The following is a 22,026-nucleotide window of genomic DNA, read 5'->3' on the forward strand; positions in this document are numbered from 1 at the left end:
CTCGGCGCAGAGGTCATCCAGTAGATCGTGGTAGGCAGTGCCGTTGATGTAAATTGAGGTCGGATCAAGCCAGGCAAATTTGTCGCCCTTGGTGTTTGGTGCCATGATACCAAAGTACCAGCGATCATCTCTTGGGCCTTTATCGTGGGTCATTTTGGGTCTCCCTATCGTTTGGTGATTTCCATAAGTTTGTTCAGGCGGGCGGGATCGATATTGTAAAAATCGTCCTCGTAATTGATGCCGGTCGCGACCATGAACAGGTCGACGTCATCGTCGTAATCCCCTGCATTTTCGGGGGTGATCCCAGAAGCGATACCCAGAGCAGTATCGCCGCAGTTTTTGCGAAACACCTGGATTTTCCCAAGGTCAGCGGCATGCCCGGTGGCCACACCGGAGGTCAGAACCACATCCATGTGCTGACAGGCCAGGCGTGCGCAATATCCATGCTGTGACGGGTCTACGTCGCGTTGTTTTTTGAATGCGGTGCCGCCCACATAGAGGCCATCCCATCCACTCTCGGCGCGAATGCGGCTGATTTCAGTCGCTTCAATCTGGTCGTCTTCGGCGCGGCGTTCGTCGATCCGGGCATCGTCGGCCCAATAACTGTCCACCCGAATACCTTCGTCCTGCAGTTTCCCTAAGATGGGGAAGGCTTCTTTGCCTGTGACGGCAAGAAAGTTCACCCCGATCCAATCGTCCGGAAAATGGCCACGAATGGCCCGAACAATGGGCACCAGTTTCTCTTTTTCAAAGTCGTGATTTATCAGGTAAACGCCGGGGCAACCGCCATCGAGAGCGATCTGAACATTGCGTTTCGTCTGCTCTGTGTCGATCACATGGATCACAGGCAGAACAATTGGTCCTGCGTTCCCGAATTGGGCGTGAAAATCGTTTCTGTGCATGGTTTGCCCTCGGCGGCGTCATCGTTGATGCGACGTTAGGGGTTCCATTTTGATTAGTAAAATTTATAGATATAATACCCACATTAGCAGGAGAAATGATTCATGATCGCGACCAACATACCAACGGATCTGCTCAGAACCTTTATCACGGTCATAGATCTGGGGGGGTATACACGCGCAGCTGAGGCATTGGGCCGCTCGCAACCGGCCATAAGCCTGCAAATGAACCGGTTGCAGGAATTGTTGCAAATCAAGTTGCTCGAACAAGATGGTCGCGCGCGTAAGCTCACAGAATCTGGAAATGCGCTGGCCGCATATGCGCGCCAGATCCTGCATTTGAATGACGAGGCCGTGGCACGATTCCAGGGCTTGGATAAGCAGGGCATTCTGCGGATTGGCTTGCCCACCGACTTTGCCGTTTCAAAGCTTCAGACTGAAGTTGCGCAATTCATTGACGACTATCCCAACGTCGATGTGAAGGTGGTTTGCGGCTTGTCACGCGCGCTGTTCGAATCCCTGCACCGGGGAGAGTTGGACCTGATTATCGGGCTGAGCAGTGCAGCAAGCCAACAGTATCTGGTTCGGGTTTGGGAAGATCAGCCGATTTGGGCAACGTCCAAAAAGCGATTGCCTAAAGATGGGAGCCCTGTGCCCTTGGTTTGCCATCCCAAAGGGTGCGAATACCGCATGAGGATGACCGAGGCACTTGGGATGATCAATCGTGACTGGCGCGTGGTGTATACCAGCCCTGACATCTCTGGCCTTTTGCATGCGGTCAGTGAGGGATTGGGCGTAAGTGCTTTGACACACGCCACGCTGACACCGGATTTGCGCATCCTTTCCGAGGATATGGGTTTTCCCAAGTTGCAAAAGATACGCATAGGATTGTTCTACAAGCTGCCCGAAATGTCAGCGGCAGGTATTGAGCTGTCGAATCGGCTCATTCAATGTTTGGACGAGAACGCCGACAAATATTTTACGCACTCCGAACACCCGCCCAAACCTTGAAAACAAACCTTTGTTTAAACGGTGCACAGCGCTGAAAGTGCGTCTGCTGGCTGTGCCGGCCCCCGGGGAGCCGCGGCAAAAGTATTTGAAATCAATGGGGTAAATATGTTCACTGAGGTGAGTGGTTTCGATACTCACCCAATACATCAGCATTAGTTATGTAATCATTTTTGCAATTAATTATCAAAATGTGTCGTGCTGAGCTTAATCTCTTCGACAAGAGAAAAGAAAAACACCGATTGGGAGAAATGGGATGCCAACGAATCGAATCAATAAGTTGATGGGCTGCACCGCCGCCACCGCGTTGATTTTTCAGACTGCTGCAACATCGGCGCTGGCTGGCGAAATTAATATGCTGGTTTGGGAGGGATACGCCGACCCGAGTTTCATCACGCCTTTTGAAGAAGCGACCGGATGCAAGGTGTCAGCCACTTATGTGGGTACCAGCGATGACTACGCCGCAAAGCTTGCCGCAGGTGGTAGCATCTACGATCTGACATCCGCGCCGCTCGATTCGACCGGTATCCTTGTCGATGCTGGTTTCATCGACCCGATTGATTTGTCACGGATCGAAGGCTGGGACGATATTTACCCTCAGTTTCGCGAAGCTAAGGCCATAAACAAGAATGGCGAAGTCTACGGTGTTCCCTATATCTGGGGCTCGGTTCCGATCATGTACCGTACAGATATGATCCTGGAAGAAATCGATTCAATCGAAGCGTTCTGGGACGAAAAATATGCGGGTAAGATATCGATCTGGGATGATCGGTCTGCGCTGTATATGGCGGCGCGTATGAACGGTGTCGAAGATGTCTACAATATGGATGCCGATCAACTGGCCGCGGCCCGTGAAAAAATGATTGAGCAAAAACCACTGGTTCGCAAATATTGGACAACAGCGGGTGAATTGGTTGACCTGTTCGTCAAAGGCGAAGTCTGGATTTCCAACACATGGGGTGGGTATCAGTCTTCGCTGATTGCCGAACAAGGGATCCCGGTGGTTGAAATCCTTCCCAAGGAAGGGGCAGGTGCCTATGCGGACTCTTGGAATATTGTAAAAAACTCACCCAATGTTGATTGCGCTTACGAGTACATTAATTTCGCAATTTCACCCGAAGGCCAATGCGGAGTTTACCGGGTAACTGGGTACTCGCTTTTGAACGAAGCGTCGGCACGCGAATGCATGACGCCCGAGGAGTTTTCGGCGGCGCATCAGGATGACCCAGCGTATTTTCAGCAATTGAATGTTTGGGAAAACCTGGGGGCCAATACGGAGCCGTACACAAACGCCTGGAATGGCGTGAAAGCTGCCAACTAAGACAAGAGTTTTCGGGCCACCAAGCAGTGGCCAGTACAGAACAGATCATCAGGAGTCGGCAATCCCGGCCTCCTGATGATAGACAAACAGGGAGAAAAGCGTGACCCGCACCTTCGAATATTTACGCCCTGCAAGCATCCGCGAGGCCATAGAGATGAAGGCAGCGCACAAAGACCGCGCCCGAGTATGGGCTGGCGGCACCGACATGTTGCTGCATTTCAAGCGCAAGATGCTTGATATCGACTATTGTATTGACCTCACCCATATCGACGAGTTGCGGTTTATCTCCGAAGACGCCGGAGTTTTCCGGATCGGGGCAATGGCCACACTTGATGATCTTGACCGGGCATCTGCAACGAACCCTGCAAGCGAAGCACTGGGTGAAACAGCCCGGATGATGTGCACAAAGCAGACCCGCACCATTGCAACGGTTGGTGGCAATATGTGCCACGCCTCTCCCTCTGCCGATCTTTCGCCACCGCTGACAGCCCTGGGAGCAGAGGCCGTGATTGTTGGCTTGAACGGCGAACGCACGATGCCGCTTGAGGATTTCCATGAGGGTGTGAACAAGACGGCTTTGGCCGCTGATGAGTTGTTAACGGAAATTCGCATTCAGAACAGTACTGGCCGCATCGCTGCATCCTATAATCGTGTTGCGCGCACAGTCGTTGATATCGCACTTGTAAGCTCGGCTGTCTGTCTGCGCCTGGACGACGACGGCAATATCGACCGCGCAGGTGTGGCGCTCGGTGCGGTTGCACCCAGCGTGCTGCGAGTCTCCGGTGCCGAGGGCGTTTTGTCTGGCGCTACGCTTGATCACGCCGTGAATGGGCTGGCAAAACAAGCGGGTGAACAGGCCGCTAAATCGGCTCGGGCAATTTCGGACATTCGCGCCAGTGATACATACCGCACTGATATGACTGCTGTGCTCACCGCGCGAGGCATCCAAAAATGTGTGGCCAATCTGAAAGGCAAATCATGACCCAGATTCTTAATGTAAATGGTCAGTCCTATCCGGTTGACATCAAACCGCACAAATCACTGTCCGACGTGTTGCGCGATGAGCTTGGCCTGCACGGTGTTAAAGTTTCCTGCGGCGAGGGCGAATGTGGATCATGCACAGTCCTTATGGATGGCGAGCCGGTCACATCTTGCCTTGTGTTGGGCAGTCAGGCGGTCGGGCGCGAAATCACGACCATCGAAGGCCTGGGCTCCCGGGATAATCTTGATCCGGTTCAGGAAGCCTTTATCGAAGAACAAGGGTTTCAGTGCGGTTTTTGCACACCGGGTTTTGTTATCGCGGCCAAAAAGTTCCTGGAGGAAAACCCCGAACCGACACAGGGCGAAGCCGCCATCGCCATGAGCGGGAATATCTGCCGCTGCGGGGCGCACCCCTACATAGTGAATGCTGTGTTGAATGCCGCCGAAAAAATAAAGGCGCGAAAAAACGGATAACCACACCTGGCGCACAGGCGCTTGGGGCCGGGCCTGACCCGGAACGACAGTTTGGAGGAAAACATGGGCCAAATTCGCTCACCTAAGAAGTTCAAGATCGTCGGCAAAGGCATTCCGGTGCTTGATGCCAAGGACAAAGTGACCGGCGAACTGGAGTTTGGCGTCGATTTCGAGCTGCCAAGGATGGTGCACGGTAAAATCATCCGCAGCACCGTTCCACATGCACGCGTCAAGAAAGTGGACGCATCCAAAGCGCTGGCTTTGCCGGGCGTTCTGGGGGTTGTTACGCACGAAGATGCCCCCGATCTGAACTGGGTGGGTGTCTGGGACAACTACCGGGGAAAAGTACTTGATGGCATTGCCCGCTTTGTCGGTGATGAGATTGGCGCGATCGCTGCGACATCAGTGGAAATTGCTGATCAGGCGCTTGAGCTGATTGAGGTAGAATACGAATTGCTTCCAGCTGTACTCGACGTCGAAAAGGCTCTTCTGGATGACGCACCTCAGGTGCGTGAAGAAGGCAATGTTCGCGACGAGTATTCCGTCATCTGGGGTGACACGTCAGAGGGCGAAGGCGATGCCGATGAGGTTGTCGAGATTGAGATGCGCTTTAAGGCGCAAAACTATGCCGGGATCGGTCGCAATGCCTGCATCTGCGATTGGGATGGTGACAAGGTCAATATGTGGACCTCGTCTCAAACACCGTCCGAACTGCAAATGGGCATTCATCAAGCCTTTGGCATTCCGATGGCCAACGTCCGTGTCGTAGCGCTGCCCTCGGGGGCATCCTTTGGCCTGTGGTGGTCAAATAACTTCATGATGGTAACGGCCTTGTTGGCCCAGAAAATCCGCAAGCCAGTGAAGATTGAACTGACCAGCGAAGAGTGTATGGGCGCCGTAAAACGCCGCCATATCGAAATCACCAAAGGCAAGATGGGTGTTAAAAAAGACGGCACCCTGACAATGGCGAAGTTCGACCACCTGATGGATAACGGGGCCTATGGCTTCAAAACAGATGTGTACTTCTTTTGCTGTGATCTTTGGGGCGGCGCCAAGAATGGTCGATATGGTGTGCGCGGGGCCAGTACCAATCTGGTGACGTCCGGCTGCATGCGGGCTGTTGGCGACATCACAATGGGCCTTGCCGTGGAACGTGCTGCTGATATGGCAGCGATTGCTGTGGATCACGATCCGGTCGAGTTCCGGATCAAAAACCAGATCAAGGCGGGCCAATCCCTGCGGATGCAGGAACCGCGCCAGCACATGAAAGGGTCGATGACAGATTATGTAGAAGGTCTGACCGATACCCAGAAAGAGGGATGGCCGGAAATGTTCCACCTGTCCTCTGGCGACACAGAAGCTTTGTTGCGTCAGGGCGCTGAAAAGTTCCGCTGGAAAGAGCGTTTCAAAGGTTGGGGTGTTCCTTCCAGCTCTGAAGGGAGCAAACGCCGCGGTGTAGGTGTTGGCACAGGGGCGCATTGTTGCGGTGTGGAATTTGGTGGCAACGTAAGTTCGGTTGTTCGCGTGAACCTTGACGGTTCGATCAATGTCTTTTCTGCCTGTGGTCGGCAGGGGCAGGGCAGCGAGACCACGTTGAGCCAGGTTGCCGCCGAAGAATTTGGTGTTCCAATGGACATGGTGAACATCGAAACCGGTGACACCGCTGCGGTTCCTTTCGCTTCGGGCTCATCTGCTTCAACAACCATGTTCCGTGTCGGCTGGGCGACACGCGAGGCCGCCAAGGATGCCAAGCGACAGGTTTTGAAAATCGCATCGCGTGAGTTCTTTGACAATATCGATCCCGAAGAACTGACGATTGAGGACGCGATGATCTGCCTAAAGACCCGCCCCGAAGACAACCGCCGGGTTTCGCTCGAAGAAATGATGAACGAGCTGTGCTCGGATTCACTTGCTCAAACGACGGTTATTACCGGGCGTCCGGATACCGCAATGCCCCCCACCATCGCCTTTGCCCGTCAATGGGCCGCGCAGTTCTGCGAGGTCGAAGTCGATATCGAAACCGGGATGATTCAGATCGTCGACTATCTTGCCGGTCAGGACAGCGGTACCGTGATGAACCCTAAGGTTCTGAAGAACCAGGTGATCGGCGGCGCAATCTGTGGTGCAGGCTTTGCACTTTATGAAGGGATCGAATTCGATCCCAATGATGGCCGAGTACTGAACGATGGCTTACTGGATTACAAACTGTTGCGGACGGGCGACTTCCCCCCTGATGCCGAGGTTTTCTTTGTCGAAAGCGAAGATCCGGTTGGTCCATTTGGGGCACGGGGGGCTGGGGAATCCCCGGCGGCCGCAGCTGCTCCGGCCATTTGCCAAGCTGTCTATAACGCTATCGGCGTTTGGGTGGATGTACCGATGACGCCTGAGGCTGTCGTTACTGCCCTGAAAAAGAAAGAAGCGGCTTCGGCGTAAAAGCGGTTTATGAACAACGGTGTAAGGCTTTGGGGTACCATTGCCACTTAGCCTTATCCAAAGCCTTTAACGCGCTTTGACGCGCGGCTTGCACAAAAGCGAAAAAGCGATTCCAAACGGGATTGTGACAATGGGGATACTCTGCGCATGACGGATATTTTGCAACTTCAGGGCCTGCGTAAAACCTACGGAGGCGGGTCTATTGTGGCGGTTGATAAAATGGATCTGAATGTGCAGAAAGGTGAATTCGTTACCTTTCTTGGCGCTTCGGGGTGTGGGAAAACGACAACCCTCAGGATGATTGCAGGATTTGAGGCCCCAGATGTGGGCAGCATTTCTCTGGATGGGGAAGACATTACACAAATGCCACCGCACAAGCGCAAGATCAACACGGTGTTTCAGGACTATGCGTTGTTCCCACACATGACGGTTTTGAAAAACATCTCGTATGGGCTCAAACGTATGGGACTTCCAAAGCATGAATGCGAGAAGCGCGCGATCGAGGCTTTGGAAACGGTCGAATTGCCAGACAAGGCGGGACAATACCCCGACAACTTGTCAGGCGGGCAGAAGCAGCGAATTGCTCTCGCGCGGGCGTTGGTTTGCAACCCAACGGTTTTGTTGTTGGACGAGCCACTGTCCGCATTGGATGCCAAATTGCGCGAAGCGATGCAGGTTGAGTTGAAAAAGCTGCATGACACGATTGGGCTGACGTTCATACTGGTCACGCATGATCAGACCGAAGCGATGGTGATGTCCGACCGGGTGGTGATCATGGACAAAGGACGTATCGCCCAAATTGCCAAGCCGGTAGACCTGTATGAACGCCCAGCGACACCATATGTTGCCGACTTTATCGGCACTGCAAATTTCATTGATGGCGATGTGGCTGCAATAAAGAACGGCGTCGCGACTGTGAAGACCATTGCCGGTGTTGTCGACGCCATGACTTATGGCAAAAGTTTCAATGTGGGTCAGAGCGTTCGATTGTGCGTGCGGCCCGAGAAGCTGAAAATCCTACACGAGAATGAAGACTTGACGGGGATGTCCGTCATATCCGGCCATATTGAGGACAGTTACTTCCATGGCAGCTATGTGCGGAATGACCTGACGATCGGCGAGCGTCAGACTCTCGTGATAGACAGCCAGCTGAATGCGAATATGGAACATGCTGGCGTGAAGACCGATGAAGCCGATGTGCGCGTCGGCATTCGAGCCGACAGCGTAATGATATTTGGGTAAGCCACCATGAGCCTTCTGAGAAAAAACAAAGCTGCCGGATATGCGGTCTTATCAGGTCCATTGATCTTTGTGTTGGCCTTGCTGGTGGTGCCCTACCTGATCATGTTCAGCTACAGTTTCTACCTGAAGACCTACCCGACATTTCAGCCGGATTTTCAGTTTGGAAACTACGCACTGCTGTTTACCGATCCGCAATATTATCAGGTGTTTCTGCGAACCTTCCTGATCGCTGTCAAAGTCACATTGCTGTCACTTCTGTTTGCTTTCCCGATCACCTATTATCTTGTGTTCGTTATAAAGTCTTCGCGCCTGCGGTCGCTGCTTTATCTCGCGCTCATCCTGCCATTGTGGGTGTCTTATCTGTTGCGCGGCTACATTTGGAAGATCATTCTTGGGAATGACGGCATCCTGAATTCACTGCTGATGTATCTGGGAGTTATCGACGAGCCCAGCCAGGTTTTTTTGTACAACCAAACATCGATGATCGTGACGTTTGTCTATATCCTCATCCCCTTCATGGCGATGCCGATCTATGCGGTTTTGGAAAAGATACCGCGCAATCTGATCGAAGCTTCCGAAGACCTTGGCTATCCGGCCTGGCAAACGTTTCTTCAGGTGACACTTCCTTTGTCGATCTCAGGTATTGTGGCTGGCTGCACCATGACCTTCTGCCTGACATTCGGGGATTTCATCACACCCATTCTGGTGGGTGGAACGGATGGTACTATGGTGGCCAATGTTGTGACCACGCAATTCGGAGCGGCACTGAACTGGCCGCTGGGCGCGGCCATATCGGTGGCAATGCTGGTTGTGGTCCTGATCGTTCTGAACATTGGTGACCGGCTTGAAAAACGCGGAATGGTGAAGGGGTAAATCATGCTAAACCGAAATATTTGGCGCCTGTTTGCCTTGCTGATGTTTGCGTTTCTTTACGTACCGGTGATCGTGCTCGTGGTCTACAGCTTCAATGACAATTCCATCATGAAGCTACCGCTATCCGGATTTACACTGGGGTGGTACAAGTCGGCCTTTGCCAACACCCAGATTATTGATGCCTTGACCAATAGTTTGATCGTGGCGGGTTCGACAACGATATTGTCTCTGGCAGTTGGCATTCCGGCTGCCCTTGCGATTAACCGCGTGGATTTTCGGGGAAAAAGCATTTTCAATCGAACCATCCTGTTGCCCATCGCTCTGCCCGGTGTGATAACAGGTATTTCGTTGCTGAGCTTTTTCAGTTCGCTTGAAATCCGTCTTAACCTTGGCACGATCATCTTGGGTCATACTGTTGCCTTAACTTCGATCACGGTCACGCAAATCCTTTCGCGCCTGCAAAACTTCAATGAACGCCTGGAAGAGGCATCAGCTGATCTGGGTGCGCGAGGGCTTGAGACATTTTTTCTGGTTACTCTACCCAATATCAAAACAGCGATCATTGGCAGCGCGTTGTTAGTGTTTACCCTCTCGTTTGACGAGATCCCGATTACCTTCTTCCTGACGGGGCGCGACAACACGCTGCCAATGTATATGTACTCGGTCATGCGTCGAGGGATTACGCCAGAATTGAACGCCATAGGATCGGTGATCATTGCGGTTTCTGTGGTTCTGTTGGTTACATCTGTTTTGATGCTAAACCGCTCCAGAACTTCGCCAAGATGACGAGCATAGGCGGAACAACCCGACTTTGACAGACGGAAAACTGCACGCTTTGAAGCGAAACATTCATCGCTTTGATTTGGTTGCAGCCGCGATGTGTAAGTTCATGAAGCGGACATCAGATCAGCTCAAAACCCTACTAAGTTTTCGATCATGTAGGAATAGAAAATTGTCAGTCATCATGATCCTCCCCCTTTGAATCGGTCCGCCCCTATAGTTAGGAAACGGAGGATCACAGATGGGAATCAAACGACACAAGCCGGAAGAGATTGTCACGAAGTTGCGGCAGGTTGAGGTGTTGTGCGGTCAGGGAATGCCGCGCACCGATGCAATCCGTCAGGTGCAGATAACCGAACAGACATTCTATCGTTGGCGCAAGCAATACGGAGGCATGGGGACGGACCAACTGAAGGAGCTCAAACGTCTTCAGAAGGAGAATGATCGGTTGCGCAGAGCGGTGTCGGACCTAACGCTCGATAAGCTCATCCTGTCGGAAGCCGCACGGGGAAACTTCTGAGCCCCTCTCGTCGCAGGGCCTGTGTCGATCACATTCGCAGCTCAATGCGGTTGTCTGAGCGACGGGTGTGCCGGGTCTTGGGTCAACACCGGTCCACTCAGAGACGGTTGCCAGTGGGGCGTGCAGATGAGGCGCGTCTGGTGGCCGACATGATCGAGCTGACCCGCCAGTATGGACGCTACGGTTATCGCCGGATCGCCGCTCTGCTGAGGGATGCAGGTTGGCAGGTGAACGACAAGCGCGTCGAACGTCTGTGGAGACGAGAGGGGCTGAAGGTCCCAATGAAACAACCGAAGAAAGGACGGCTCTGGCTCAATGACGGGTCATGTGTTCGGCTCCGACCAGAGTATCGCAACCATGTCTGGTCATATGACTTCGTGCATCACAGGACAGATGACGGGAAGGCATTCCGGACCCTGAACATCCTCGACGAGCACAGCCGGGAATGTTTGGCGATCCGGGTGAAACGGAAGCTGAACTCGACCGAAGTCATCGACGCGCTGACAGACTTGTTCATCCTGCGCGGTGTTCCCGCCTACATTCGCTCTGACAATGGCCCGGAGTTTATTGCCGAGGCGGTCAGGAACTGGATTGCAGCTGTCGGTGCAAAGACCGCTTACATCGAGCCAGGATCACCTTGGGAGAACGGATACTGCGAAAGCTTCAACGCGAGGCTCCGCGACGAGCTGCTCAACGGCGAGGTCTTCTACTCGCTGTGCGAAGCCCAGACCATCATCGAAAAATGGAGGAAACACTACAACACCAAACGACCCCACAGTGCTTTGGGCTATCGCCCACCGGCACCGGAAACCATCATCCCGAGGACGAGCCAGCCGCATCCACATCACCCGGTTTATCCGTATCTTCTGAGGAGGATGGTGATCGACCGGCCCAACCAGGTCTGGTGTGCCGACATCACCTTCGTGCCGGTCAAGAATGGCTTCCTGTATCTCGTGGCAATCATGGATTGGGCGTCGCGCAAGGTTCTGAGCTGGCGGCTGTCGAATACGATGCACGCGGACTTCTGTGTCGAGGCGTTGAAAGACGCCATCGCCCGGTTCGGCCCGCCCGAGATCATGAACACCGACCAGGGCAGCCAGTTCACCGGATCGGCCTGGATCACCACGCTGACCGAGGCCGGGGTGCGCATCTCGATGGATGGGCGCGGTCGCTGCATGGACAACATCTTCATCGAACGACTTTGGCGCTCGCTCAAGCAGGAGGCGGTCTATCTCGAAGAGATCAGTGATGGCTTCCAGGCCCGGCGCGTCATCAAAAACTGGATGACATTCTACAATACCGAGCGGCCTCATTCCGCGCTTGATCGGAGAACACCGAACGACGCATATTGGGCTGGCTTGGAAGAGCAAAAAGCAGCATGAAACCTAAACCCGATACACCTTAGAAGCGCTGCAAACCTGTCCGAAAAAATGGGACCACTTCAAGGTGATGCGGCACCACAAGATAGGCGGAAACCGGGGCAAAGAATACAACTTCGCCGCTGGCGACTCAATGTCTACCATTGGATTGACTAGAATAGTTCGAAACTGGATCAAACCGCCACCAACACTGACTTATGCTCTCTGACAGTCAGAACGATAAATGCCACCTTTGCACCCAACATCTGCCTCAAAACCCAGACAAACTCAATTTGACCTATTGTTGACACACGGTTTTCTTATGTTTTCTCGCCTGTTCCGCCAATATCGCCGCTTCTTACTCGGCTGCGGCTTCCTTATGTTGATCTGCTATATCGCAACTACATTCGGTTACTCGGAACCCCTTGAAATAGACGCGCCCCCTATCATTGCCGCCGTATCCCTGACCCTCGCAATTATTCTTGTCATGGGCCTGCTTATTACTACCCTCGCCTTGTTCCTCCCCGCCTGGTTGCCACTGGTCGAGCTTTTCGGGCTTAAAGGTCTGCTATGTAAAGTTCTGCCGACGAAAGAGAGCTACTGCCTCAGCAACAAGTTCTGCGTTTGACGCGGCCATGGACTGATCTTCAAGTCTATTCCCGTCCTCAAGTCCTACGCGTGTAGACCATCGCCTGATCCGCGCCTTGCGCACGAAATGCCATACCGTTGAATCAAATCCATGCAGAAGTATGGGGCGCTGTACCCCGGCTTCATTCAAGACAGCCTCGATACCATGTAGCGTCTCTTTAGCCCGTTCGATGTCCTGCCCTTCAATTTCAAATAGGACACGAAAGACCCCGTCACGTTGCGGCAGCGACACGAAACGCTTTGCGTCTTGAACTGTAGCGATGCCCGCTTCGATACCAACGCCTTTCGCTTCAAGTATCGAGAAAATCTCCGGCGCATCCGTTTCCGACAGGTTGACCGATGCGTAGTCCGGTAGGACAGACCAAGCTTGGATACGCTGCCTAGTCAGAGCAATGTCATTCTCGATCCATGCCCCAGTTGATACACCAACCAGCGTGCCTGGGCAGGCGCTTCGGATGCCACGCACAAGCTCATCCACATGGGCGAGGCTTTCATTTCTGTCCGGGTCGCGAGGGTGGATATGCAGTTCCCCTGCTCCAGAAGAAATGCATACTTCAGCATCAGCTATCATCGCGTCGGTCGTCAAAGGAAGAGACTGGTGGTAGCCCTCAGGCCGGGCTCCGTTAATGCACGCTTGAACAATCATCTGGTTGGCCTGCCTCTTCTTAACCTGTCATTGCGGACTTTCGTGCGATGCGAAGCATTTGTCAAAGAGGGCTCGAACCGGGCTTTCTCTGTGCGTCAAACGAATGGCAGCTTCCCAATAATTCAGGTCGAAAATCATGGGGTCCTGAATCTCAGAAATTCAAAATCCTAAGTAGCCGATTTTATTGTAGCCACAGTCTCAGCAATTAAGTGATCCGACACACATTCTAAACTGGGTTGCGACAAATTCCCTATCTTGCTGAAAAGCAAGGAGAACGGACATGGCCCACACAGAGCTGGATTTGCGTGAACGACGCGCAATCGAGGATATGTTGAATGCGAAGATGCCGGTGAGCGAGATCGCAGCCGAGATCGGCAGGCATCGCTCGACCGTCTATCGCGAGATCAAGCGGAACTATTTCACCGATGAGGAACTGCCGTACCTGAGCGGCTACTACGGAATGAATGCTCAGAGATACGCATCAGATCGGCGTGCACGAAGGCGCAAGTTGATCCGCCTGGATGATCTGCGTTCTCATGTCATCGCTCAATTGAAGATTGGCTGGACACCGGAACAGATTGCCGGCCGCCTCGGATATGACGACCAGCCTGTGCGCGTCAGCCATGAGACGATCTATGCCTATGTCTACAGCGCCGAAGGCCAATCAGAACAACTGGCCCGCCATTTACCCAGCCGTCGCAAGAAACGCAGGCCGCGCTATGCCAGACGCCCACGTGGCCAGGTATTTCCGCCGGATCGGTCCATCCATGAACGCCCTGACTATGTGAAGACCCGCGAGACGTTTGGCGAATGGGAAGGCGATCTGATGATCTTTGAGCGTTCTCAGGGCACGATGAATGTCGCCTCGCTGGTGGAACGCAAAACCCGGTTTGCTGTTCTGTTCCGTAACAATGACCGCAGCTCCACGCACCTCATGAACAAGCTGATGGACGTCATGGACCCCCTGCCCCAGCCAGCCCGCAAGTCGATCACGTTCGACCGTGGATTTGAGTTCCGCGCGTGGCGCAAGTTAAAGGTCGGCATCGGAACGGAAAGCTGGTTCCGCGATCCGCAAGCACCCTGGCAGAAAGGCTCGGTCGAGAACCTGAACAAACGCGCACGTCGATATCTCCCCCGAGACACACAGCTCGCGGCGCTCTCAAATCGCAATATGAAGGCGATCTGCGACCGCCTGAACGGAACGCCCAGAAAGTGTCTGGGATGGCGAACACCAACCGAAGCATTCAGAGAAGAGATGACGAAACTGAGATAGCGGAAACCGTCGCAACGACCCTTGAGCCATCACGGGAGAGCGCTACCCTGAAGTGCGACTCCTATTAGAAAACAATGAGTTATCTAATAGGAGATCATCGCATGGGAGCCGTGTATTCGCAACTATCGTTGTCTGAGCGTCGAAAAATCGAGAAATGGTGGCACGCAAAAGTGCCCGTCAGAGAGATGGCACGTGTCTTGAACCGCCACAAGTCGACGATCTTTCGAGAGATTAAGCGCAATTTCTGGGCCGATGATGCCTTCCCCAAGAAATATGCAGGCTACTTCGGCCATGCTGCTCAATTGCAGACGGACAAACGCAGATCCGTGCAGCGAAAGCTGATCAGGCATCCCGACCTACGCAAGACCGTGGTTGCGCAGATCAAGGAAGGTTGGACGCCCGAGCAGATCGGCAATCGAATGATCTAGGGTCAGTACCCATTAATTTTCGGGATTCCGCTCGGGTTTGAAGCGTGATTCAAGCTGTGCAGGAGGACCTGCCCATGTCGGATCAATTCTGGCTCACCAAAGCCCAGCTCAAGCGCATCGAACCCCATTTTCCGCTGTCGCATGGCGTGCCTCGTGTGGATGACCGTCGCGTTGTGAGCGGCATCATTCACGTGATCCGCAACGGCCTTCGGTGGCGGGATGCTCCCGAGGTCTACGGGCCACACAAGACCTTATACAACAGGTTCGTTCGCTGGTCACGCATGGGTGTCTTCGACCGCATCTTCGCCAACCTGGCCGCCGAAGAGGGCCCGCCCGACCGGCTGATGATCGACAGCACCCATCTCAAAGCCCACCGGACTGCCGCCAGTCTGCTTAAAGGGGGGATGTTCCCCGCCGCATCGGGCGCACCAAGGGCGGGCTGAACTCCAAGCTGCACGCGGTCTGCGACGGTATCGGGCGGCCGATCATCTTCCTGCTTACCGAAGGCCAGATGAGCGATCATAAAGGCGCGGCGATGATCTATCCGGTGCTGCCGAACGCCGACACGCTAATCGCTGACAAGGGGTACGACAGCGACGCGTTCCGCGAGGCGCTATCCGGGCGGGGCATCACACCTTGCATCCCGCCCAGAGCAAAGCGCCGGGCGCCCGCAACCTACTGCAAATCCTTGTATAAGCAGCGCCACAAGGTTGAGAACATGTTCGCCAAACTCAAGGATTGGCGACGCATCTCAAGCCGCTACGACAGATGCGCCCACACCTTCTTCAGCGCAATCTGCATCGCCGCAACCGTCATATTCTGGCTCAATCAATGAGTCCTGACCCTAACTATGCGGATTTGATAACCGACCAAATTGGGTCACCTGAAATCTTGGCGACGTTTCTTGCTATACGCTTTGTGTAGGATTGAGTCTCAAAGCGTGTTCGACTTGAGGCACCGTCCTCAAGATAGGAAAGGCTGAATCCAATAGTAGCGCTTTCGTTGTTTGAAGAGTCGCCGACTGCCGCACCGATGCCCCTTGCACCTGGTATCGTCGCCACTTCAGCTTCTGCCACCAGCGACACGCGCACTTGATCAAGCTCATCAAACAGTTCCGAAAAACTGGTCGGAGCATGAGACACAGGCGCGCCAAGATCCTGTGAGTACCGTTGCCTGATCTCATCGTTACTGAGACGTGCCAATAACGCTTTACCCAGCGAAGTCTTGTGTGCAGCAAGTTTTTGACCGGCCTCTAATACAAACCGCACCTGCTCGCGCCCTTGGATTGTTCTGAGCGCAACGATCTCTGATCCATTGAGCGCTCCGATGTATCCAGTACGCCCGGTCAGCCTGACGGCCGACACAACCTCAGACTCAACAATTGGCAGCAGCTCCATTCTCTGCTCGAAGACAGCCCCCAATTGCAACAAAAGGCTCCCGGGCCCGTACTTACGTTCATTTTCAGCCCGATACAGAAGTCCCAGTTCAGCCATTTGCACCATCAGACGCGACGCGCCGCTTTTAGACAGACTTGTTCGCTTCGCAACCTCGGTTACAGACAGATTCGGCAGCTCCGTTGAGAAGCAGGATAGGACATCGATTGCCTTCTTTAGGGAACTCATTTTTTGCTTTCCTCCGTTAAGCATAGCATACGCTAAGTACTGATAAATGCAACAAAGTACACCTTTCTTATTTTTTTGTTGCATTTTTCGGGACAAAAAGACTACCATCCCGGCATCACCAAAGAAGAATACCGTCCAGCAGAAAACAGGGGAATATATATGTCGTATTCAAAAACCTTTCTTCGGCGCGACGCGCTAAAGCTCATGGGGTCGTCGGTAGTACTTGCAGGTGCTGCCGGCACGTTTCCACTTCGCGCCATGGCAGCAGATGCCGCAAAGGGCGGAGTACTGCGCGTCAGTATCCAAAACCGCCCGAAAGAACTATCGCCCTTTAACAGCCTTAACCACACCGGCTACCTGATCGCGGAGCTTCTGTACTCTGGTCTGACACGCGTCGACGAAAACCTACAAGCTGCGCCGGATTTGGCTGAAAGCTGGAGCGCTAACCCAGAGGCAACCGAATTCACCTTCAAACTTCGGGACGCAAGCTTCCATTCTGGGGCACCGGTGACTGCGGCCGATGTGAAAGCCTCGATTGAAGCTGTTCTTGATGAAAAGACCGGCTCCGGCTCACGTACAGCGATTGGCCCGATTTCGGCCGTTGAAGTGATCGACGAAAAAACCGTCAAGGTCGTCGCAAGGGCACCATATGCAGATATGCCAGTCACTCTGGGTGATCCGCGGATGAAAATCGTTCCTGCCCGTATTCTGGAAGCAGAAGGCGTTGAAGGACTATACAATGCCGCCGACGGATCCGGGCCATTCAAACTTGGTGAATTCGATCTAGATCGAAAGATCGAGTTTATGCCGAACGCGGATTACTGGGACTCTGCCTATCCGAAGGTGGGTGCAGTACACCTGCTGCATTATCCCGACTTAAATGCGGAAGTGTTGGCTTTCCAAAACAAAGAAGTCGACGCGATGATCATTGTCGACAATGCAAACTTCAACCTTTTGTCGCAGAACCCCAAAATTGCAACGCGTCGCCAATCGACCGCCCGCTGGTTCGGACTGGTTATGCGCTTTGACCGCGCACCGTTTGACAACGTGAAAGTGCGCCAGGCGCTGCGGTACACGCTGGACAGGCAAGCCATGATCGACATCGTTCTCGATGGTTATGGCAGGCTCGCCTATGACAACATCCTTTCGGATGACTACCCCTATTACCACCAGCCAGAAAAACCCAAGCGCGATATTGAAAAGGCAAAGGCCCTTATGGCTGAAGCCGGCCATGCTGACGGCGTTTCTCTGACGATTTACACAGCAGATCGCCCTGCGGAACGTATGAAGGTGGCCCTGGCCATCAAAGAGATGGCAAAACCAGCCGGGTTCAACATCGAGGTGCGCCGCGTTCCATATGATGAATACCTAGATAAAGTCTGGAAGAAAGAAACAGCATATGTGGCTGCTTGGAGCATGAAACCTACAATGGACGCGCGATATACGGCTCTGTTGAAATCTGATGCTCCTTGGGGAGACACCGCATGGAACAATGCTGAATTCGATGAACTCGTTGATCGCGTGCAGCAAACGGTGGACCCTGATGAACGCAAAGAGTTGTTCCGCCAGATTCAGGAACTCACCAACCGCGACGTGCCCTACATCATCCCATTCTATCAGGATTATCTGGCCGCACATTGGAAACATGTCGAAAACTTTGAAATGCATCCGTTGCAGTACTCGCATCGTCTAGAGCGCAGTTGGCTGACGGACGAAGCACCGGGTCGCAAAACCTGATATTATCGTCTTCTGCTTAACGTCCCGCGCGCGGCAAGCGGCGCGCGGGACAATGCGCGACGGCAATTCATTGGATGTGAGAACGGTATGAGCCTGAACTATCTGATGCGGAGAATCTGGACGACAATTGTTGTCGTTTTCCTAGCCTCCTTCATCATTTTTGCGATTGTGAATTTCCTGCCCGGCGATGCCGCCACAATGGTTCTTGGAGAGTTCGCAACAGAAGAGGACCTTGCAGCGGTAAGGGAGCGGCTTGGGCTGAACGAAAGCCCGTTCTCGCGCTACGTATCCTGGCTGGGGGGCGTTGTCACCGGTGATTTTGGCCAATCGACATCCCTGCAGAAACCTGTGTGGGATGCCCTATCGGTTGCGATTGGCCGTTCGATCATTCTGGCGCTGCTGGCGCTGTCCATCGTCATCGTAATTGCCATTCCCATGGGCGTCTTTGCAGCCACGAAGCGCGGCAAGATCGGGGATCTGATCGTCAGCTTCTTCTCATATCTCGGCATCGCGCTGCCAGAATTTATTACAGCAAGCCTGCTGCTGGCCTTTCTCGCGGGTCCGGCGTTGGGCATATTCCCGGCGGGCGGCTACGCATCGTTCAGTGAAGACGGGGTTGGAGAAGCGCTCCGCCACCTCTTCCTGCCCGCGCTGTCGCTGACCTTTATTCTCATGGCTCACATCTCACGACTAGTGCGGTCTGAAATGGTCGACGCCCTGGCCTCGGACTACGTTCGAACCGCGGTCTTGAAGGGTTTGTCGAGACGGCAGGTTGTCTACAAACACGCGCTACGAAACAGCCTGCTCCCCGCCATCACAATCATTGCGCTGGACATCGGGTATTTGCTCGGCGGTGTGCTCGTGATCGAAGAGATTTTCGCCTATCCGGGGGTTGGACGCATGATGATTTTCGCGATCCAGAACCGGGATCTCCCGCTAATCCAAGGCACTGCTCTGTTCATCGCCGCGGTCTATGCTCTCGCCAATCTTACCGCAGATATTCTTTACGCAAGGCTCGATCCAAGGGTGCAATATGATTAAGATAATCAAAAGACTCTGGAAACATCCCATCGGAAAAGCCGGGCTTATCGCCACCGCGTTCAACCTGTTCCTATTCTGCTTTGGCCCCTATATCACACCCTTTGACCCCGAAGAATTCCATTCTTCCCAAAGGTTGCTCGGCCCCAATGCCACCTTCTGGCTGGGCACGGATGAATTTGGTCGGGACATCCTGTCACGCATTCTAGTGGGTGCGCGCGCTACCATTGGATTTGGCATCCTTGCGACGGCCATTGGCACAGCGGTCGGCTCGGCCATTGGCATCACCTCTGGATATCTTGGCGGATGGGTTGATGAAATCGTCATGCGGATCGTCGACGCGTTCGTCGCCATCCCAAATTTGCTGCTTTCCATGCTCATTGTGATCGCCATCGGCGTTTCGACCGAAAACGCCATTCTGGCCATCGCCATAGCCTTTGCGCCAAGTATCGCACGGGTCGCGCGAAGCACGACGTTAAGCGTGAAGCAGTTGGACTATGTGAAGGCTGCAATGGCGCGCGGCGATACAACCGCGTACATCGTCTTTCGGGAAGTGACACCAAACGTAATCGCGCCAGTGATTGTTGAAGGCACCATTCGCATTTCCTTCGCGATCATGCTCGGGGCAACGCTCTCCTATCTTGGTCTGGGCGCTCAGCCGCCAGCATCGGATTGGGGATTGATGGTCTCCGAAGCGCGTCAATATCTTTTCCGCAACCCTTGGCTCGTCATTTGGCCTGGCCTCGGAATCGCGATTGTGTCGATCGGTTTTAATCTGCTTGGTGACGGCCTTCGGGATGTCCTCAACCCCAGATCGCATCACTAAGGATTCTCAGGGATGATAAAGCTACTAGAAATCCAAGACCTAACGATCGAGTTCGAAACCGACACAGGTACTTTGACGGCCCTCCGAGGCATCAATTTGCACATCGAAGAAGGCGAGGCTGTTGCAATCGTCGGCGAAAGCGGCAGTGGCAAAAGTACCCTTGCCTTCGCCACCATGCAATACTTGGCTGAAAACGGCAGGCAGGCCAATGGCCGGATTACCTTTCAGGGCCAAGACCTGTCTACCCTGTCCAGAAACAAGCTTCGTGGGCTGCGCGGATCCGAAATATCCATGGTGTTTCAGGATCCCGCAACCTCATTCAATCCGACGCTAACAATTGGAGAGCAGATCGAGGAAACGATACGTGCTCATGGGGCCGTTTATGCACCACAAGAGATCACGAAACGCGCTGCCTCGCTGTTAGAGAAGGTCAGGCTACCGGATCCCGCGACTGTCATGCGCAAGTATCCGCATCAGCTTTCAGGTGGCGAAAAGCAGCGCGCGCTCATCGCATCGGCCATTTCAACCAACCCGAAGCTGTTGATCATGGATGAGCCGACCACGGCATTGGATGTCACAACCGCAGCCGGTCTCGTCTCGCTGCTCAAAGACCTTCAACGCGATCTCGGTGTCGCCCTGCTCTATATTACGCACGATCTTGGAATCATGGCGCAAATCGCCAATCGTGCCTACGTCATGTTTCGGGGAGAAGTTGTGGAATCCGGACCCGTCAGCGAAATCGTGAATCAGCCCAAAGAGACATACACGCAGAAACTTCTGGAGAGCGTCCCAAATCCTGATCCTTCCTTGCCGCAAAAAGAGCGGCACGTCGACACGAAAGGCACTAAATCGCCACCGAGCGAAGGCGTTCTTTTGCAAACAAACAATCTAGGCGTTCGCTACGCCGTGAATTCAAAATCCGGATTTCTGAGTTGGGCCAGACGCTTTGAAATCAACGCAGTAAAAGAGATCAATATCAAAGTCGGTTCCGGCGAATCCGTGGCTTTGATTGGCGAAAGTGGATGTGGCAAATCAACGATTGCCCGAGCCCTTGTCGGACTAAACGGCTATTTTGGCGAAGTGATTTTTGACCGCAATACCTACACCGCCACAAAGCCGTTCGATCAAAGCTATCGGCGCGATGTTCAGATGGTGTTTCAGCACCCTGACTTGTCGCTCAATCCACGTATTCCGGTAAAGCAACTTATCGGCAGGCCTCTTACTCTGCAGGGTGATCTATCCAAGGATGAAATTCGATCCAGGGTGGAACAGATCGTCGAACTGGTGAAACTCCCCACAGAGCTGTTGTCGAGATACAGCCACCAACTCTCAGGCGGTCAAAAGCAGCGAGTGGCTATTGCGCGGGCCTTCATCACAAACCCCAAACTTGTGATCTGCGATGAGATCACATCCGGATTGGACGTGACTGTTCAGGAATCGATCATGGGGCTGCTGACCGAACTGCAGTCAGAGTTCAATACTTCCTATCTGTTCATTACGCATGACATCAATCTGGTCCGAACATTCGCCGACCGCATCTATACAATGTATTTTGGCGATATCGTCGACGAACGGACGCTCAGCGATGTGTCCATTCGGGCCCCCTACCATCCCTATACTGAGATTTTGGTGAAGTCAGCTTTGCCACCCAAGCTGGCCCTGACGCAGAAACCGGTTGCGATTGCAGGGAATCTTCCCAGTCGGCTTTCCCCGCCGTCGGGATGCGCATTTGCCACCAGATGTCCGAGAAAAGTTGGCGACGTTTGCGATCAGAAAGCCCCGCCTCCAGTCAAATTCAGTAGCGGTCAGACTGTTCACTGCCACGTGCCGTATCAGGAACTGTCTTCCCTTGAAAACCTTTAGCCAGAATTGGAACCCGCTATGAAGCACGCATTCAAGACTGGTACCAACACGTACCA

At 53.6% G+C, this 22,026-nt stretch carries 17 protein-coding genes and 3 pseudogenes; 17 read left to right on the forward strand and 3 right to left on the reverse strand.

The features are described from left to right. Window positions 1–164: 164 nt before the first annotated feature. Entirely contained in the window at window positions 165–902 is a 738-nt protein-coding gene (locus V6N02_RS18130) for an adenine phosphoribosyltransferase (RefSeq protein ID WP_371227895.1), read from the reverse strand. 102 nt (window positions 903–1,004) lie between these two features. Here V6N02_RS18130 and V6N02_RS18135 point away from each other — a divergent pair, with 102 nt between their 5' ends. The 10 genes and pseudogenes from V6N02_RS18135 to V6N02_RS18180 all read left to right on the forward strand — a co-directional run. Then, window positions 1,005–1,910 carry a LysR substrate-binding domain-containing protein gene (locus V6N02_RS18135; RefSeq protein WP_371227897.1) on the forward strand — a complete coding sequence of 302 codons (906 nt, stop codon included), beginning with the start codon at window positions 1,005–1,007 and terminating at the stop codon, window positions 1,908–1,910. A gap of 253 nt (window positions 1,911–2,163) precedes the next feature. Next, window positions 2,164–3,228, forward strand: coding sequence for an ABC transporter substrate-binding protein (locus tag V6N02_RS18140; RefSeq protein WP_371227899.1), 1,065 nt, complete (start codon window positions 2,164–2,166; stop codon window positions 3,226–3,228). Window positions 3,229–3,328: 100 nt separating this feature from the next. Then, the gene (locus V6N02_RS18145; RefSeq protein WP_371227901.1) at window positions 3,329–4,210 is read left to right on the forward strand and encodes an FAD binding domain-containing protein; all 882 of its coding nucleotides are present in this window, start codon (window positions 3,329–3,331) and stop codon (window positions 4,208–4,210) included. After that, a complete protein-coding gene (locus V6N02_RS18150) occupies window positions 4,207–4,683 on the forward strand; it encodes a (2Fe-2S)-binding protein (protein WP_371227903.1) in 477 nt (158 codons plus the stop codon). Before V6N02_RS18145 ends, V6N02_RS18150 begins: the two co-directional genes overlap by 4 nt. Window positions 4,684–4,746: 63 nt before the next feature. After that, window positions 4,747–7,116 (forward strand): xanthine dehydrogenase family protein molybdopterin-binding subunit, encoded by a 2,370-nt coding sequence (locus tag V6N02_RS18155; RefSeq protein WP_371227905.1) that lies wholly within the window; start codon window positions 4,747–4,749, stop codon window positions 7,114–7,116. A gap of 147 nt (window positions 7,117–7,263) precedes the next feature. Further along, entirely contained in the window at window positions 7,264–8,358 is a 1,095-nt protein-coding gene (locus tag V6N02_RS18160; RefSeq protein ID WP_371227907.1) for an ABC transporter ATP-binding protein, read from the forward strand. Between the two features lie 6 nt (window positions 8,359–8,364). Then, window positions 8,365–9,231, forward strand: a complete 867-nt coding sequence (locus tag V6N02_RS18165; protein WP_371227909.1) for an ABC transporter permease — start codon at window positions 8,365–8,367, stop codon at window positions 9,229–9,231. Between the two features lie 3 nt (window positions 9,232–9,234). Then, window positions 9,235–10,017 (forward strand): ABC transporter permease, encoded by a 783-nt coding sequence (locus V6N02_RS18170; protein ID WP_371227911.1) that lies wholly within the window; start codon window positions 9,235–9,237, stop codon window positions 10,015–10,017. A gap of 235 nt (window positions 10,018–10,252) precedes the next feature. Beyond that, window positions 10,253–11,352, forward strand: a pseudogene (locus tag V6N02_RS18175) (IS3 family transposase); the annotation flags it as partial. Beyond that, a pseudogene (locus tag V6N02_RS18180) lies at window positions 11,350–11,913 on the forward strand (IS3 family transposase); the annotation flags it as partial. The pseudogenes V6N02_RS18175 and V6N02_RS18180, both read left to right, overlap by 3 nt. A 544-nt stretch (window positions 11,914–12,457) precedes the next feature. Here V6N02_RS18180 and V6N02_RS18185 read toward each other — a convergent pair. Further along, window positions 12,458–13,183, reverse strand: coding sequence for a 3-keto-5-aminohexanoate cleavage protein (locus V6N02_RS18185; RefSeq protein ID WP_371227913.1), 726 nt, complete (start codon window positions 13,181–13,183; stop codon window positions 12,458–12,460). Between the two features lie 280 nt (window positions 13,184–13,463). Here V6N02_RS18185 and V6N02_RS18190 point away from each other — a divergent pair, with 280 nt between their 5' ends. From V6N02_RS18190 to V6N02_RS18200, 3 genes and pseudogenes are all read left to right on the forward strand, one after another. Beyond that, window positions 13,464–14,456, forward strand: a complete 993-nt coding sequence (locus V6N02_RS18190) for an IS30 family transposase (protein WP_371227915.1) — start codon at window positions 13,464–13,466, stop codon at window positions 14,454–14,456. 101 nt (window positions 14,457–14,557) lie between these two features. Continuing rightward, window positions 14,558–14,881, forward strand: a pseudogene (locus V6N02_RS18195) (transposase); the annotation flags it as partial. Window positions 14,882–14,958: 77 nt separating this feature from the next. Next, window positions 14,959–15,719, forward strand: a protein-coding gene (locus V6N02_RS18200) for an IS5 family transposase (RefSeq protein ID WP_371227919.1) whose coding sequence is annotated in 2 segments (ribosomal slippage) — window positions 14,959–15,292 and window positions 15,292–15,719 — 762 coding nt in all. Because the reading frame shifts where the segments join, the coding sequence is not laid out codon by codon here. 13 nt (window positions 15,720–15,732) lie between these two features. Here V6N02_RS18200 and V6N02_RS18205 read toward each other — a convergent pair. Beyond that, complete coding sequence (locus V6N02_RS18205) at window positions 15,733–16,506, reverse strand: IclR family transcriptional regulator (RefSeq protein WP_371227921.1); 774 nt, start codon at window positions 16,504–16,506, stop codon at window positions 15,733–15,735. A gap of 75 nt (window positions 16,507–16,581) precedes the next feature. On the opposite strand from V6N02_RS18205, the gene V6N02_RS18210 reads away from it, so the two are divergent. The 4 genes from V6N02_RS18210 (at window position 16,582) to V6N02_RS18225 (ending at window position 21,970) form a co-directional block, all read left to right on the forward strand. Then, entirely contained in the window at window positions 16,582–18,243 is a 1,662-nt protein-coding gene (locus tag V6N02_RS18210) for an ABC transporter substrate-binding protein (RefSeq protein ID WP_371227923.1), read from the forward strand. Between the two features lie 87 nt (window positions 18,244–18,330). Continuing rightward, a complete protein-coding gene (locus tag V6N02_RS18215; protein WP_371227925.1) occupies window positions 18,331–19,284 on the forward strand; it encodes an ABC transporter permease in 954 nt (317 codons plus the stop codon). Next, window positions 19,217–20,107 (forward strand): ABC transporter permease, encoded by an 891-nt coding sequence (locus tag V6N02_RS18220; RefSeq protein WP_371227927.1) that lies wholly within the window; start codon window positions 19,217–19,219, stop codon window positions 20,105–20,107. Before V6N02_RS18215 ends, V6N02_RS18220 begins: the two co-directional genes overlap by 68 nt. Before the next feature lie 12 nt (window positions 20,108–20,119). Continuing rightward, the gene (locus tag V6N02_RS18225; RefSeq protein WP_371227928.1) at window positions 20,120–21,970 is read left to right on the forward strand and encodes a dipeptide ABC transporter ATP-binding protein; all 1,851 of its coding nucleotides are present in this window, start codon (window positions 20,120–20,122) and stop codon (window positions 21,968–21,970) included. The last annotated feature ends 56 nt before the right edge of the window (window positions 21,971–22,026 follow it).

It is taken from the genome of Roseovarius conchicola (genome assembly GCF_041403425.1).
In the GTDB taxonomy this organism is placed as follows: Bacteria; Pseudomonadota; Alphaproteobacteria; order Rhodobacterales; family Rhodobacteraceae; genus Roseovarius; species Roseovarius conchicola.